The organism is Acidocella facilis ATCC 35904, from assembly GCF_000687875.1.
Taxonomy (GTDB): domain Bacteria; phylum Pseudomonadota; class Alphaproteobacteria; order Acetobacterales; family Acetobacteraceae; genus Acidocella; species Acidocella facilis.
In genome coordinates this window covers 22,044-36,441 of the sequence record NZ_JHYG01000006.1, presented here as the reverse complement: position 1 = coordinate 36,441, position 14,398 = coordinate 22,044, and the positions used below count along the sequence as shown (strand labels likewise).

Annotated in this window: 10 protein-coding genes; 1 reads left to right on the top strand and 9 read right to left on the bottom strand. The window is 59.1% G+C overall.

The window, feature by feature from the left end; all coding sequences use genetic code 11:
- The 6 genes from T331_RS0109250 to T331_RS0109225 form a co-directional block, all read right to left on the bottom strand.
- On the bottom strand, window positions 1–840 hold the full coding sequence (locus T331_RS0109250; protein WP_234731168.1) for an ABC transporter permease: 840 nt from the start codon (window positions 838–840) through the stop codon (window positions 1–3).
- A gap of 7 nt (window positions 841–847) precedes the next feature.
- Window positions 848–1,798, bottom strand: coding sequence for an ABC transporter permease (locus T331_RS0109245; RefSeq protein WP_244876928.1), 951 nt, complete (start codon window positions 1,796–1,798; stop codon window positions 848–850).
- Complete coding sequence (locus T331_RS0109240) at window positions 1,798–3,447, bottom strand: peptide ABC transporter substrate-binding protein (RefSeq protein WP_026439803.1); 1,650 nt, start codon at window positions 3,445–3,447, stop codon at window positions 1,798–1,800. Before T331_RS0109240 ends, T331_RS0109245 begins: the two co-directional genes overlap by 1 nt.
- Window positions 3,444–5,069 carry a peptide ABC transporter substrate-binding protein gene (locus T331_RS17900; RefSeq protein ID WP_162173894.1) on the bottom strand — a complete coding sequence of 542 codons (1,626 nt, stop codon included), beginning with the start codon at window positions 5,067–5,069 and terminating at the stop codon, window positions 3,444–3,446. The genes T331_RS0109240 and T331_RS17900 overlap by 4 nt, the downstream gene beginning before the upstream one ends.
- Before the next feature lie 103 nt (window positions 5,070–5,172).
- Window positions 5,173–7,539 carry a TonB-dependent receptor gene (locus T331_RS0109230; protein ID WP_026439802.1) on the bottom strand — a complete coding sequence of 789 codons (2,367 nt, stop codon included), beginning with the start codon at window positions 7,537–7,539 and terminating at the stop codon, window positions 5,173–5,175.
- Window positions 7,540–7,993: 454 nt separating this feature from the next.
- The gene (locus T331_RS0109225) at window positions 7,994–8,761 is read right to left on the bottom strand and encodes an energy transducer TonB family protein (RefSeq protein ID WP_026439801.1); all 768 of its coding nucleotides are present in this window, start codon (window positions 8,759–8,761) and stop codon (window positions 7,994–7,996) included.
- Window positions 8,762–9,026: 265 nt separating this feature from the next.
- On the opposite strand from T331_RS0109225, the gene T331_RS0109220 reads away from it, so the two are divergent.
- Window positions 9,027–9,767 (top strand): SDR family NAD(P)-dependent oxidoreductase, encoded by a 741-nt coding sequence (locus tag T331_RS0109220; protein WP_026439800.1) that lies wholly within the window; start codon window positions 9,027–9,029, stop codon window positions 9,765–9,767.
- Window positions 9,768–9,935: 168 nt separating this feature from the next.
- Here T331_RS0109220 and T331_RS0109215 read toward each other — a convergent pair whose 3' ends face one another.
- The 3 genes from T331_RS0109215 to T331_RS0109205 form a co-directional block, all read right to left on the bottom strand.
- On the bottom strand, window positions 9,936–12,206 hold the full coding sequence (locus T331_RS0109215; protein WP_035179822.1) for an adenosylcobalamin-dependent ribonucleoside-diphosphate reductase: 2,271 nt from the start codon (window positions 12,204–12,206) through the stop codon (window positions 9,936–9,938).
- Between the two features lie 263 nt (window positions 12,207–12,469).
- The gene (locus T331_RS0109210) at window positions 12,470–13,936 is read right to left on the bottom strand and encodes a sensor domain-containing diguanylate cyclase (RefSeq protein WP_026439798.1); all 1,467 of its coding nucleotides are present in this window, start codon (window positions 13,934–13,936) and stop codon (window positions 12,470–12,472) included.
- Between the two features lie 61 nt (window positions 13,937–13,997).
- On the bottom strand, window positions 13,998–14,396 hold the full coding sequence (locus tag T331_RS0109205) for a DUF2177 family protein (RefSeq protein WP_026439797.1): 399 nt from the start codon (window positions 14,394–14,396) through the stop codon (window positions 13,998–14,000).
- Window positions 14,397–14,398 lie beyond the last annotated feature (2 nt).

Below are 14,398 nucleotides of genomic sequence, written 5' to 3'. Positions count from 1 at the left end.
TCAACGCTTATTCCCCCAGATTTGCAACAGCCCCTGCCCCGTCAGCGACGCCGCCAGCAGCGCGCCGAAAATCAACAGGCCGGGCGGCAGGATCAGCCACCACGGATCGAGTGCCGCGATATCCAGCGCGCCTTGCAGCAAGCTGCCCCAGCTCTCCTGCGGCGGCTGCACGCCAAGCCCCAAAAAGGAAAGCGCGGAGGTTGCCAGAACCGAATCGCCAATCATGAAGGTGCCATTGACCACCAGGATCGGCGCGATCACCCGCAGCAGATGCACCCGTGCGAGGTAGGCTGACGACGCCCCGGATTGCCGGGCCGCCAGCATGAAGTCCCGGCCGCGCTGGGCCAACACCTCGTTGCGGACCAGCCGCGCCAGGCTCGGCCAGGAGATCAGCCCCAAGAGCAGGATGAGATTGAAATTGGATTGCGGTACCAGCGCCGCGAAGAACAGCAGCACGATGAGGCTGGGCAGCGCCAGGACCACATCGAGCAGGCGCATCAATAGTCGGTCGAGCCAGGCGGGGCCGAGACCGGAGAGGAAACCGTAGGTGACGCCGATAAAAAAAGCCAAGAGCGCCGCGGGCAGCGCCACGATCAAGGTGGTGAAGCCGCCGGAGAGCAGCAAGGCCAGCGCGTCCCGCCCCAGCTCATCCGTACCGAACAGGAACTGCCCGTTCGGCGCCTGCAAGGCGTGCGAAGGATGAATCGTGTAGGGGTTCACCGGATCGAGGAAGGGCGCCACGAAGCCGAGGAACAGGATCAACCCGCTCAGAACCAGGCCGGCCTTCAGCGTCGCGTTGCCGGCAAGCCGGCCGCCCAGCGACTTTGAGAGACTGAGCATCGCCGCCTCACTCATAGCTCGCCCTCGGATCCAGCAGGCCGTTGACGAGATCGGCCAGCAAATTGCCGAGCACGGTGAGCACGCCGATGACCAGGACAATCGCGATCAGGATCGGATAATCCTGCGACAAGGCCGAGCGCCACATGAGCCAGCCCAGGCCTGGATAGTTGAAAACGGATTCCACGATGACACCACCAGTGAAAATGTAGGGAAAGGAGAGTCCCAGGATGGTAATGAGGGGCCGCAGGGCATTGCGCATCACGTGCCGGAACAGAATCGACGCAAAGCTCACCCCTTTCGCACGTGCCGTACGGACATAATCCTTCCCCAGCTCCTCATGCACCGCCTCGCCAAAATAGCGCGACAGGGAGGAGACGGTGAGCAGCGATACCGTGGTGACCGGCAGCACCAGATGCGCCGCGAAGCTGGCGATACCGGCGTGCGGATCGCGAAGATCGATGATACCGCTGGCGGGAAGCCAATGGACATCGACAGCGAACCAAAGGATCAGCATCGCGGCGACGAAAAAAGGCGGCAAAGCGTAGAAGCCGAGCTGGAACGCGCCGATCAGCTTAGCCGGCCAGCGGCCGAACCAGACGCCCTGAATCAGCCCCAGAGCAATCGACAAGGCCGTACTGATGATAATGGAAACTGTATAGAAAATCAGGGTGTTTCTCTCATATACCCAAAGCAGCTGCCCGACCGGGCGGTTGAGCAGATAGGAATAGCCAAGCTCCCCATGCAGCAAATGCCATATCCAGAGGCCGAATTGCTTGAGCAGGGGCTGGTCCAGCCCAAGGCGCTGGTTGAGCTGCGCCACCGATTCCGGCGTCGCTTTCTGCCCGAGGATTGAGTAGGCGGGGCCGCCGGGCGTGAGGTGCGCCAGAAAAAACACAAGTGCTACCAGGATGAACAGAGACAGGCAAGAGGACGCAAGGCGCCTGAGGATCATCTTCATCATCGCGCGGCCTTCCCATGCGGTGCTTCGCAATATAATTTTTCGGGATAATAATTATAGAGCTGATCGACAAAACGCGCGGCACCCTTGATCCGGTTATGGGCGAGCATGGCGACACCTTCGCGCTCCATGAAGAGCACCGGCTGCTGCGCGCTAGCGTAGGTCTCATAAGCGTAAAGGCCGCTTAGACCTGGTTGATTTGTACTTTCATCGATCAGCTTGTCCATGGTTGGATCTGAATATCCACCTGAATTTTCAAAAGATCCCGTCTTGAAGCTGAGCTCACCAGTAGGATAATCGCCAACGCCACCGCCCAATCCGGTCGCTTCCCAATCGGCATGTGGATCGTTCAGCAACGCCATAACCTGATTGAATTCCATTTCCCGTACCCGCATATCAATCCCGATCCGGCGCAGATAGGCCTGCGTCATCAGGGTGATCTGCTGCAGCAATACACTACCCGTGGTATCAAGGTAGGTGAATTCAAGCTTCTTTCCGTCTTTCTGCATGATTCCGTCAGCACCTGGGCTGTATCCCGCCTGCTCTAAAAGTTGCCGCGCATGTGCGGGGTCATAGCTTACCGGATAATGGCCCGCCTGCATCGCGGGTGTCAGGAATGTCGGTGGCTGCGTCGGAACGGGGCCCCAGTGCTCTGCACCTACGCCATGATCGATAAGCTGTATCATTTCCTGTTGATCAATCGCATCTTCCATGGCTTGGCGAACACGTACATCGCGGAAGAACGCCACCTTTGGATTGCGGAAATTCAGAAGCAAATCGTTATAGTCAAGCGGCATTGGAAGCCTGACCATATAAGCGCCAGGAACATGCTGCACGGCATTCCAGAGACCGAAGGGAATGTTGATCATATCCAGCTCGCCATCCTCAAATTGCTGGACAGTCTGGCCATCGGTATCCACAAATTTAAAAATAAATCTGTCGAAGTTTAGCTTCGCAAAGGGCCATTTTTGATTTGGGACCATTATCAGATCCTGCCCGACATGCAATGCCAGCGGTTTCAAAGGACCGTCCACGACTTGAAAAAACTTCACGTCGCTTTGGTGCTGATAGATTTCATCAGAGGTAAAATGTTTCCAGACATGTTCTGGCAAGGGCGACAGCTGGGACAAGCCGTTCATGATGAACCATTGCGGATTCACTTGCCGCTTCAGAACAACGCGGAACTCCTCGGGACCGATAATCTGCAACTGCTTGATGATATCGGGCATTCCCCCACCACCGTAGCCCGCATATGTCGCGCCGAAGGCCTGGATCAAATGCCAAGTATAGGCAACATCGGCACTTGTCACCGGCACGCCGTCAGACCACACCCAAGGGCGCATCTTCACATCGAAACTTGTGCCCTGGTCCGGTGTCGTTACCGAGCTGGCAATGCTACGCGACCAGTCTATCTGAAGAGTCGCGCCGCTTATCCATAATAGCGGCTGAAACATCAAAGACGAGGCCTCAGCATTGTAAAGCGAATTGGTGAGCAGAGGATTGAAGTTTGTGATATCCGCGCCAACACCAATACCAATGCCGGTGGGGACGATGATGGTTCCACAATTTCCAGGAATTGAGCTTGATGTTCCGGCAATGGCCGGCGCATGCACGGCCAGCGCCACGGCGCCGGCGAGCAGATATTTCAATGCGCGGTGCAAAACAGCTTCTCCGGCGCCCACATACCTAGCGGGTTCATGAAATCCTGAACACCATGAACATTCTCTCTCGCAAGAACGGAATACTCCTCATTCGGCAAAAAGATCACCGGCTGTTGCGCCGAAGCATAATCCTGGTAGGCAAACAAAGCCTGCATGCCAGGCAGGTTAGTACTTTCGTCGATCAGTTGATCCATTGTTTTATCTGAATAACCATTATTGTTATAATAACCACCCGTTTTGAACAGATATTCTCCACTCGGGTAGGGCGACAGATCCTCCGCGATGAGGATGGCCTGCCAGCTTTGCGGCAGACTGACCATGGCTGTCAAAAGCTCGTTAAACTCGACCTGCTGCACTTTCATATCTATGCCAATTGCTTTCAGATCCTGCTGGATGAGCTCAGCGATTTCAATCCGTACATCCTGTCCGGCAGGAATCTGCAAAGTAAACTCCAGCCTCTGCCCGTCTTTCTGAAGAATACCATCCTTGCCCGGGGTGAAGCCGGCCGCCTTGAGCAGCATTCGCGCTTTCCCGGGGTTATATCCAACCGGAAAATCGCCTTGCTTGGCCAATGGGGATAGAAAATTGGCGGGCACTGGCGGGACAGGATTATAGGTTTCAATACCGTGCCCATGGAAAGCGATCCGAATGATTTCTTTTTGGTTGATCGCGTCGGCCAGGGCCTGGCGGACACGGACATCCTTGAAGAATTCCGTTGATTTATTGAGCAGGTTCGGAATCAGCTCGTTCCAGGAATAGGAGGGCGGCATTGTCACCAGCCTTGTACCCGGCATTCCAGCAGCCTTGCTATAAAGATCGAACGGGACATTGCCCATATCTGTATCGTCAGATTGGACCGCCTGAAGCTCTTCGGACTCACTATTTTGAAACTTCATAAAAAATCGTTCAAAGTGCATTTTGGCGCCAGGGTAAAGCGGGTTCGGCACGAACTCCGCATATTGCCCGATCGCCAGCTTCTTTATTTTTAGCGGACCATCGACGACAGAAAAGAAAGCTGGATTCGATTGCTCGTCCCAAATCTGATTATTTGTGTATTTTCGCCATATATGTTGCGGCAGCGGGGTGAATTGGGAAATGCCGTTGAGAATGAACCATTGTGGATTAACGGCATGTTTGAGGATGATCCGCACATGCTCGGCATCCGGGGCGGTCATGCTCTGGATGAGCATCGGCACGCCGCCGCCGCCATAGCTTGAATAATTCTGGCCGTAGCTCTGAATGAGCTTGTAGGTATAGAGAATATCGGCGCTGGTAACCGGAACACCATCTGACCATACCCAGGGCCGCAGCGTGATATCGAAGGTCTTGCCGTTATCGGGCGTGGATATTGAGCTTGCGATCGAACGTGTCCAGTCGATATCGTGATTGCGATTGATCCAGATGAGTTGCTCAAACATCATCCATATCGCCTCTTGATTATAAAGAGACGTTACGAAGAGCGGGTTGAATGACGTTACATCCGCCCCGGGGCCAATGCCAAGACCTGGCGGGATGACGATGGTGTGGCAGTCATTCTGAACGGCGCGCGCGGAAAATGGCATGGCGGCAAACCCAAGCATGCACGCGAAAACGAAGGCACGGACATTCATCACTATCATTTTTCGTTTTGGTCGGCATGCCAGGAGACGCATAAGCTTCAACTTCAAATTAGGCCGGAGGAGATCCCGGCGGCGAACCGCCGGGATCCTTGGTTCAGAACTTGGCGACAAGATCGAGCTGCAGGGAGCGCGGCGGGCCGATCAAGCCGGATTCGTATTGCGGCAGGATCGAGTAGACACCACCCGATGCAAGCTCCGAGTTATACTTGTAGGTATAATAATGCACGTCGAAAATATTCAGCGCCGTGAAGACAACTTTCAGGCTCTTGATCCTGTGGGTATTGACCGGGATCTTGTAGCTGGCGTTGAAATTGAAGATGAAATTCGGATCGTTGGTGTTTTGAAGATCCGTTGTCGTGGCGCCGGAGAGCATGCTTTGGGGATCGTTCGGCGTCAGAATATCATAGGTTTGATTTTCCCGGCCTGTATATTGCGCGGACAATTCCGCAGTCCACGGCCCCTTGTCATAATCCAGGGCGATATTGGCCAGGTAGGTTGGGGTATTCGAGAATGGCGTACCCTTAAAGGCATAGCCAAACTGATCGTTGGCCAGGGTCACGAACTCGAAGGCGCTGTCGGTATAGTCGGTGTTATTATAGGAGAAGTTTCCGGAGAGCGTGACCGCCGGCGTCAGGCGTGCCTTGCCCGCGACCTCGACGCCGCGCACCAGAAAGCCGCCCTGGTTGGCGTAGTAGGAGGTGCCGGTGAGATAGTTTTCATAGAAGGAGAAGGCGTCGTTCACCTTTTGATAGAAATAGTCGGCGCTCAGATAAAGGTTGGGCGTATCATAGCGCAGCCCCGCCTCATACATATGCACGATTTCCGGGGTTGGCGCGGTTTCAGAGCCCGCAAGCGGATTTGAGCCCGAGCCGTAATCCGAGACAGGTGAGAACAGCGAGCCCTTGCCGTAGGTCGCATAAGGCGTCAGATGCCACGGTAGATCGTAAGAAATGCCGATATAGGGTTCGCCGACTTTGGTGAAGTTCTGGTATTTCCCTGTGGCCGCGCTGAAATTCTGCTGCACGATGTTGCTGGTGTAGGCCGAGGTGACCCGGAAGGCCGGCTCGATATGCAGCTTGTTGTTCAACAGATCGATCTTATCCGAAATATAGCCGACATAGACGGAGCGCTGATAGCCGCCACCGAAAACGGAGGAATCATAGCCGTTGATCTGGTTCTGCTGCGCCAAATCGCTGCCGTAAATATATTGCGTCCCACTCGAGGTCTGCTTCGCGATCAGGCCGCCGATCGCGATCGTGTTGTGGGGCAGATGGATATTCAGCTGCGGCGTGAAACCGTAAGTGTTCCCCCAATTATGGGTGAACTCAGACGATTCGCCGGCTTGCGGGCTGCCAAATGCCGCCGTTGGGTTGTAGTTGAAGGCGGAAGACTGGAAGTTCGATCCCGGCCCGACGTCGCCGTAGAAATTATACGGGCATTGCACATTGACCGCGTAGGGCAGGCTGCCATCGGTCGTGGAGGGGGCGCAATAAGAATCAGTCTTCTGGTCCTGGTGGATATAGAATACCGAACCCTGGAAATCCAGATATTGGTTGATATAGCTCTTATCGCTCAGGATCGTGGTCAGGAATTTTCCGGCCTGATTGTAATAGCCGAGATTGGTCGGGAAATTATAGTTCCAGCCATATTTGTCGATCAGCGCGGTCGGCGTCGGCTCACTTTGAATCGTGCCGTTACCCTGGTTGAAGATCACCAGCAACCCGACCTGGGTCAAGCCGTCGTCAAACGGTTTTACCGTATTGAACAGGAAATTATGATAATGCGCCGGAGTATTGGCTACATAGCCGGCGGTTTCACTCTGGTCGTAAAGCAGCAGGGTCTTTGGCGCGTCGACGCCATCATACCATTTGCCGGTGTTGATGGTGAAACCGAAATGGGAGGTGTCGAAAGAGCCATAGCCCCCTTCGAGTTCAGCGTAGGGCTTGTCGGTCGGCGCCTTTGCCGTGTAGGCGATGGTGCCGCCGACAGTGCCGAAGCCCTGACGCTCCGGTGGCGCCACGCCCGGATAGACCGTGGCTGAATCGATTTCCGGCAGCGTGATCGGCGCGCTGACATTGTTGGAGAGATAATCCCCGGCGCCACCCAACAGGCTGGTGATCGGCACGCCGTTCAGCGTTTCCGCCAGCTCGTCATTCTTCACACCACGAACGGCCAAAGTCGGCGCGCTCTGGCCCGGCCCCTGCGCGTAGGCGGTGACGGAAGGCGATTGTTTCAGCAAGGTCTGGATGGACCCCATGGTGGGGTTCACGCGTGCCACGCTCTTATCGTCGAGCACGGTGATGGAGCTGGGGAGATCCTTCTCCTTCAGAAGATTCTTCTTATAGAGGATGTGAACCTTTTGAATCTCGTACGCGCTGGAGCCGCTGGCGCTGCCAAGGCCCGGCACGATCACCGGATCTTCCGTCGTCGCGGCGCTCTGCGCATGCGCGACATGATCCATGGATGCGGCGCCGACAAAGCTGCACGCCGTAAACAGCAATAAATGCTTTCGAAGGTTGCTCGCCTTATTCTTCATTACGAAGCCTCTTGTTGTTGATCCCCATCTGCTCAACCCCTTATGCAAGGGGCCCAGCGAGACATTGGGACCTAAAGAGCAAGCATGATGCCAAGCCCACGCTTCGATTCAGCTTCGCGATAAAAATTAACGCAATTAATTATAAGATTTCCGAATGCACGCTTGCAGCATTGCGTTTATGTCTAGTGCATCACGTAATGAGTGGGAATATGTCTAAAACTGCAGTACATTGCATGCACCTAAAAGAGGCGACTTTCGGCGGCGCCATCCGCCAAAAGAAAATGCCCGCCCTGGTGAGGGCGGGCATTTGATCGAGTCTCTAAAAAATAGGCTCTTGCTGTTCAGATTTTAGGCTCGTCCGTTCGCGCGAAAAGAAATTTTAATCATCGCCACCATCGCCAGGGCTGATCTCAACCGGCACCTCGAAGGTCAAGGCGGAGCCCGGCATATTGCTGTTGAAAGCCGGGAAATGCGCCTCACGCGCATGGTCCAGCGCGGTCTTATCAATCAGCGGATTGCCGCTGGAGCGCACCAGGCTGACAGCGATGACCCGGCCGCTCGGATCGACCTCGATCTTGATCACCGCCGTTCCCGACAGCCCCATCTGAGAAATGCCTGGCGGCACGCTTTGATTGGCCTGGATGATCGCGTGCATGGTGGCGCCGTAGGGGCCGATGCCGCTGGTCGGCGCCGCGGCCGGAGGGGCCGGATGCGGGGGCGGCGGGGCCGGCGTGGTGCGCACGGCCGGCTGCGGCGGCTGCGGCTTTGGCGGCGCCGGGGTGTGATGCACCACCGGCCGCGGCGGCGGCGGCTTGATGACGTGATGCACCGGCGGGGGCGGTTTCGTCGCCACCACGATCTTGCTCGGCACCGGCGGCGGCTTCGGGATCACCGCCGGCACCGGCTTGGGCGGGGGCACGATTTTCGGCGGCGGCGGCGGTGGCGGCTTGGGTTGTGGCAGGCTGGTCAGGCTGGCCTGCGTCACCTGGATGGTTTGTGGAACGGTTTTCGGCTTTATGCCGAGCGTTACCCATAAAGCCGCCAGGGAGATCAAGGCCACCAGGAGGATGGCTATGATCGTGGCCTGGGGCAGGCCGAGTTCCGGCGCCTCCCAGTCTTGGCGGTGCCGATCAATCGCTGCGTGCAAGTCCGCGTCCTTATCTTTGTGAGGCCCTCCGGAGAAGGGCCGGGATTGGCAATAGGCAGCAGCGCCCGGGAAGAGCGATGGCCCGCGGTATTACAATGCAAATTTTGTGCCGCGCCTGCGCCCTTGCATCCGGTCTGTTCCAATCGAGCCTTGGCGGGCGGTGGAAACGCAAATGGCACCGCGCTGCGCCAGCGCCCACATGATATTGCCACGCCGCATCGCCCGGCCCATCCTGGCCCACGCCCAGCCGAAACAGGAGCCCTGAATGTCCGACCCGAAACCCGTTCTGCTGCTCACCGGCGCCAGCCGCGGCATTGGCCATGCCGCGGTGAAGCTGTTTCAGGAGCGCGGCTGGCGTATCCTCACCGTCTCCCGCCAGCCTTTCTCACCGGAATGCCGTTGGCCAAATGCCAGAGAGAGCCATCTGCAAGCGGACCTTGAGGATCTGGGCGGCATTGCCGCCTTGGCCGAGGCGGTCCGCGCCCGGCTGGATGGCGGCAAGCTGCACGCTCTGGTGAATAATGCTGGCATCTCGCCGAAAGGCCCGGAGGGAGGGCGCATGGGGGTGATCGAGACGGATGCCGCGCTCTGGACCAAGGTGCTCAACGTCAACCTGGTCTCCACCGCCCTGCTCGCCCGGGCTTTGTTGCCGGAGCTGGAGCGCGCCCGGGGCTCCATCGTCAATGTCACCTCCATCGCCGGCTCGCGGGTGCATCCGTTTGCCGGGGTCGCCTATGCCGCGTCCAAGGCGGCGCTGGCCGCGCTCACCCGCGAGATGGCGCACGAGTTCGGCAGCCGTGGGGTGCGCGCCAACGCCATCGCGCCCGGCGAGATCAGCACCGCCATCCTCTCCGAAGGCACGGACGAGTTGGTCGATGCGGAAGTGCCGATGAAGCGGCTGGGCACCCCCACGGAAGTGGCGCAGACCATCCATTTCCTTTGCACCGATGCCTCCTCCTACGTGAATGGGGCTGAAATCCACATCAATGGCGGCCAGCATGTTTAGAGCAATATGTGTTTAGATTGACGCGGCAGCGTCAAGATAAACACATGAAATTGCTCGCCAACATCAAAATTAGAGCCTCAAGCTAAACGCTTGAGGCTCTAGGCTACACGGGCTTGCACAAAAACCCCCGCCATTGGCGGGGTTTTTCATTCAACGGTGGCTTTCAGCTCAGCCGCATTTGGACCAGCCGCATTGCACGCAGCTCAAACAACCCGCCTCGCGCACCAGTCCGGGCTGGCTGCATTTCGGGCACAGGCTGCCCAGAGCGGTGCCGGTGGCTGGCGTCACCGCCTCGGCGCGCAGCTTGCCATAGGCCGGCTCGTCATCCGGCAGGGTCAGGAAGCCGGTCTCAATCATATGCCGCTCGATCACATCGCCGATCGCCGCCACCAGAGACGGCACATAGCGCCCCTGCGCCCACTGGCCGCCGCGCGGGTCGAAGACCTGCTTCAGCTCCTCGGCCACGAACGCCACCTCGCCGCCACGGCGGAACACCGCCGAGATCATCCGGGTGAGCGCCACCACCCAGGCATAATGCTCCAGATTCTTGGAGTTCACGAACACCTCGAAGGGCCGGCGCACGCCGTCCTGCTCGATATCGTTGATGGTGACATACATCGCATGCTCGCTGTCGGGCCAGCGCAGCTTGTAGGTCGCACCCAGCAGCCGGTCGGCGCGGTTGAGCAGGCCCAGCGGGTCGTCCAGTAGCTTCGGCGCGGCCGGCGTCGGGGCGGGAGCAGCCGCCGGGGTGGGCGCGGAAACCGAGAGTACCGAGCCGGTCACGTCGTTCGGCCGGTAGGTGGTGCAGCCTTTGCAGCCGCTGCGATAGGCATCGAGATACACCTCCTGGAAGGCCTCGAAGCTGATATCGGCCGGCACGTTCACGGTCTTGGAAATCGCGCTGTCCACATGCTTCTGCACGGCGGCCTGCATGCGCACATGCTCGGCCGGCTCAAGATCCTGCGCAGTGACGAAATAATCCGGCAGCACCGCCTCGGCGCCGAATTTCTGGCGGTAAAGGCGCAGCGCGTAATCCGTCACCTCTTCCTCGCGGCGCGAGCCATCGCGCTGCAGCACCTTGCGGGTATAGGCCAGGGCGAACACCGGCTCCACGCCGGAAGAGACGTTATCCGCCACCAGCGAGATCGTGCCCGTTGGCGCGATCGAGGTGAGCAGCGCGTTGCGGATGCCGTTCGCGGCGATAGTGTCGCGCACCTCTTCATCCAGCCCGGAAATCGTCTCGCCAGCCAGATATTTCGCCTCGTCATAAAGCGGGAAGGCGCCCTTCTCGGCGGCGAGATGGGCGGAGGCCAGATAGGCGGCGCGCTCCACCTGGCGGGCCCATTCGCTCGCCTGGGCGGCGGCTTTTTCAGTGCCGTAACGCAGCCCACACATCATCAGCGCGTCAGCCAGGCCGGTCATGCCCAGCCCGATCCGCCGCTTCGCCTCGGCCTCCTTCGCCTGCGCCTCCAGCGGGAAGCCCGAGGCGTCGATGGTGTTGTCCATCATCCGGATGGCGGTGCCGACCAGCTTGGCCAGTTCCGCCTCATCGATATGCGCGCCCGCTTCAAACGGGTTGCGCACCAGCTTGGCGAGATTGATCGAGCCCAGCAGGCAGGCGCCGTAAGGCGGCAGCGGCTGCTCGCCGCAGGGGTTGGTGGCGTTGATCGTCTCGCAATAATAGAGGTTATTGCGCTTATTGATCCGGTCGATGAAAATCACCCCCGGCTCGGCATAATCATAGGTGGCGCGGGTGATCTTGTCCCACAGCTCACGGGCCTGCACGGTGCGGTAGGTCTTGCCGTCGAATTTCAGGTCCCAGGGCGCATCCGCCTGCAAGGCGGCCATGAAATCGTCGGTCACCAGCACGGAGCAGTTGAAATTGCGCAGCCGCCCAGGCTCGCGCTTAGCGGCGATGAAATCCTCCACATCCGGATGGTCGCAGCGCATCACCGCCATCATCGCGCCACGGCGGGCACCGGCGGACATGATGGTGCGGCACATCGAATCCCACACATCCATGAAGGAGAGCGGGCCGGAGGCGTCGGCACCAACCCCGCGCACCAGCGCGCCTTTCGGGCGTAGCGAGGAGAAATCATAGCCGATGCCGCCGCCCTGCTGCATGGTCAGCGCCGCCTCGCGCAGATGCGAGAAGATCATGCCCAGATCATCCTCGATGCGGCCCATCACGAAGCAGTTGAACAGGGTCACGCGGCGCGCGGTGCCGGCCCCGGAGAGGATGCGCCCGGCGGGGATGAAGCGGAAATCCTGCAGCGCCTCGAAGAAAGGCTGCTCCCAGCGGGCCGGCTCTTTCTCGACTTCGGCCAGCGCCCGGGCAACACGGCGCCACATATCCTCGACCGTCAGGTCGATCGGCGTGCCGGTCTCATCCTTCAGCCGGTATTTGGAATCCCAGATCTGCGCGGAAATCGGTGCCATGCTCTCCAATATGGAACGCTTGCTGGTTTCTGACACCGTAAAATCCGCCGGAATATCCATGTCGCTTGCTCCCATCTGGCATATCCGCGCCGAGAGGCGGCGCGGAGACTCGCGTGAGGCCACACCATAGCTCGGCCTATATCGCGTCGCCAACACTAGATGTTGATTTTGCGGTAGAATTATCTGCGTCTGACTGCCCTTTTTAACTTGACGGCGACAACGCGGCGCGGAATAGAATTTTTGCCCGTGTAAGGGCTCGAGGCTTAGATCCTCGACCGCCGGTCCAGCTCCGGCGCCGTCGCGTAAAAGGCGCGTTTATCGGCATACATGGCGCTATCCGCGCGCTGAATCGCCGCCTCCAGCTTTTCGCCGGCCTTGCAAACCGCCATGCCGACGGAGAGAACCAGCCGAGTCTGGGTGGAATGGAACTGATTATTCAGCTCGGTCACCCGTGCCAGATCGCTCAGCACCGCCTGGGCCTCCGGCGCGCTCTTGCCCGGCAGCAGGATCACGAACTCATCCCCGCCAATGCGCGCCGCACAGCCTGGCTTTTCCACCACCTGGGTCAGAATCTCACCGATCCGGCGCAGCATCGCATCCCCGGCGGCATGGCCGGATTCGTCATTCACCTGCTTCATGCCGTTGAGGTCGATCAGGATCACCGAGACCGGGAACGGCCCCTTGCGCTCCAGCCGGTTTACCTCATCCATATAGAAGCTGCGGTTATACAGACCGGTCAGCACGTCATGCTTGCCGAGATATTCGAGATAAGCCTCGGCCTTCTTGCGGGCGGTGATGTCGGTGAGCGAGACCAGCACTTTCGACCAATCCTTCTCATGCCCCGGCATCACCGAGAATTGCAGAATCAGGTTCAGCGCCTCGCCATCCAGCCGGTAATTCAGCACCTCGCGCTCATGGCGCAGCCGGCCGTCCCACAACGCCACCAGCTGCTCGGCGAAAAACCCGCGCATCTCGTCGCGGAACACCTCATCCAGCCGCGCGAGCAGATCCGCCTTGTCGCGCGCCTGAAACAGCCTGAGCGTGTGAAGATTCACATCCAGCACATGGATATCCAGCATGCACATCTCGACGAAATCCGGATGCACATCGATGAAGGTGCGGAAATCGACGATGCCGCGATGCCGCAGCTCGTCCAGCCGGGCCTTGATCAGGCTGAAATTCTCAAACCAGAGCGAGACTGGCGAGTCATTGAACATCGCCCGCGCCTGCAGCTCGCTGGCCTCCAGCTCCCGGCGCGCATCCTCCTGGGCCGAGACATCCTCGATGGCGACGATCACCCGCGACCAGCTCTGCGTCTCATCCGGCAGGATCCGGCCATTCACGCGGATATCGATCCGTGTCCCATCCAGCCGATAATTCATCGTGGTGGTGGTGAACCGCGTCTGGCCGCGCCAGATCTGCAGCAGCTCCTGGGCGTAGGGGGCCAACGCATCGTCACGAATGATCACCGCCAGATGCGCCGTCAGCTCCGCATGGGTTTTCGCCCCCAGCATATCCAAAGCACTTTGATTGACCCGCAAAATCTTGATCGAATGGGCGCAGCGCTTGATCTCGTGAGGATGTGCGGCCAGGTAGGCTTCGAGATCCTCTATGCCCTCCCTGCGCCACGCCGCCATGATCAGCTTGAGGGCGCTGAGATCCTCCTCCCACAGCGCGACGGGCATCAATTCGAAATAATCGCCAGAATGGCGGTCGGGCAGCGCGGACATGGAAACTCATTCCCAAATTCCCGCGACAACGTCAAAGCCTGACAGCGACAGGAGGGCTGCCTCAGCTCCGCAGCAGCCATTGGCAGATCATGCACGCCACTGTGGCGGCGATCGCCGTGGCAAACGCCCCCCAGGCGAGATCGGCCAGGGTGATCACACTCGGCCAGCCCCGCATCGTCGCCTGATTGGTCAGATCGTAGGTGGCATAGGCGATCAACCCGAAGACCGCGCCGCGCCACAGCGCCATCGCCGGGCGCGGCGCGGGCAGCACCGCGAAGATGACGATACCGGCGACATAGAGCCCGTAGAAGATGATCGCCGGCGCCGGCCGGACCTGCTCCGCCAGCAGCCCGCGCAGCAAGGGCTTGTAGAGCCTGGGCCCCATCTGGCTCAGCCAGACCGCATCCAGCCCCAGAAACACCAACGCGCTCGTCAGATAAGCCAGACCGAAGACTTTCACCC

Excerpts from the sequence above, each read along its gene's own strand:
- T331_RS0109250 (WP_234731168.1), bottom strand. The coding sequence starts at position 840 with ATGCTCAGTCTCTCAAAGTCGCTGGGCGGCCGGCTTGCCGGCAACGCG.
- T331_RS0109245 (WP_244876928.1), bottom strand. The coding sequence starts at position 1,798 with ATGAAGATGATCCTCAGGCGCCTTGCGTCCTCTTGCCTGTCTCTGTTC.
- T331_RS17900 (WP_162173894.1), bottom strand. The coding sequence starts at position 5,069 with ATGAATGTCCGTGCCTTCGTTTTCGCGTGCATGCTTGGGTTTGCCGCC.
- T331_RS0109230 (WP_026439802.1), bottom strand. The coding sequence starts at position 7,539 with ATGGATCATGTCGCGCATGCGCAGAGCGCCGCGACGACGGAAGATCCG.
- T331_RS0109220 (WP_026439800.1), top strand. The coding sequence starts at position 9,027 with ATGTCCGACCCGAAACCCGTTCTGCTGCTCACCGGCGCCAGCCGCGGC.
- T331_RS0109215 (WP_035179822.1), bottom strand. The coding sequence starts at position 12,206 with ATGGCACCGATTTCCGCGCAGATCTGGGATTCCAAATACCGGCTGAAG.
- T331_RS0109210 (WP_026439798.1), bottom strand. The coding sequence starts at position 13,936 with ATGTCCGCGCTGCCCGACCGCCATTCTGGCGATTATTTCGAATTGATG.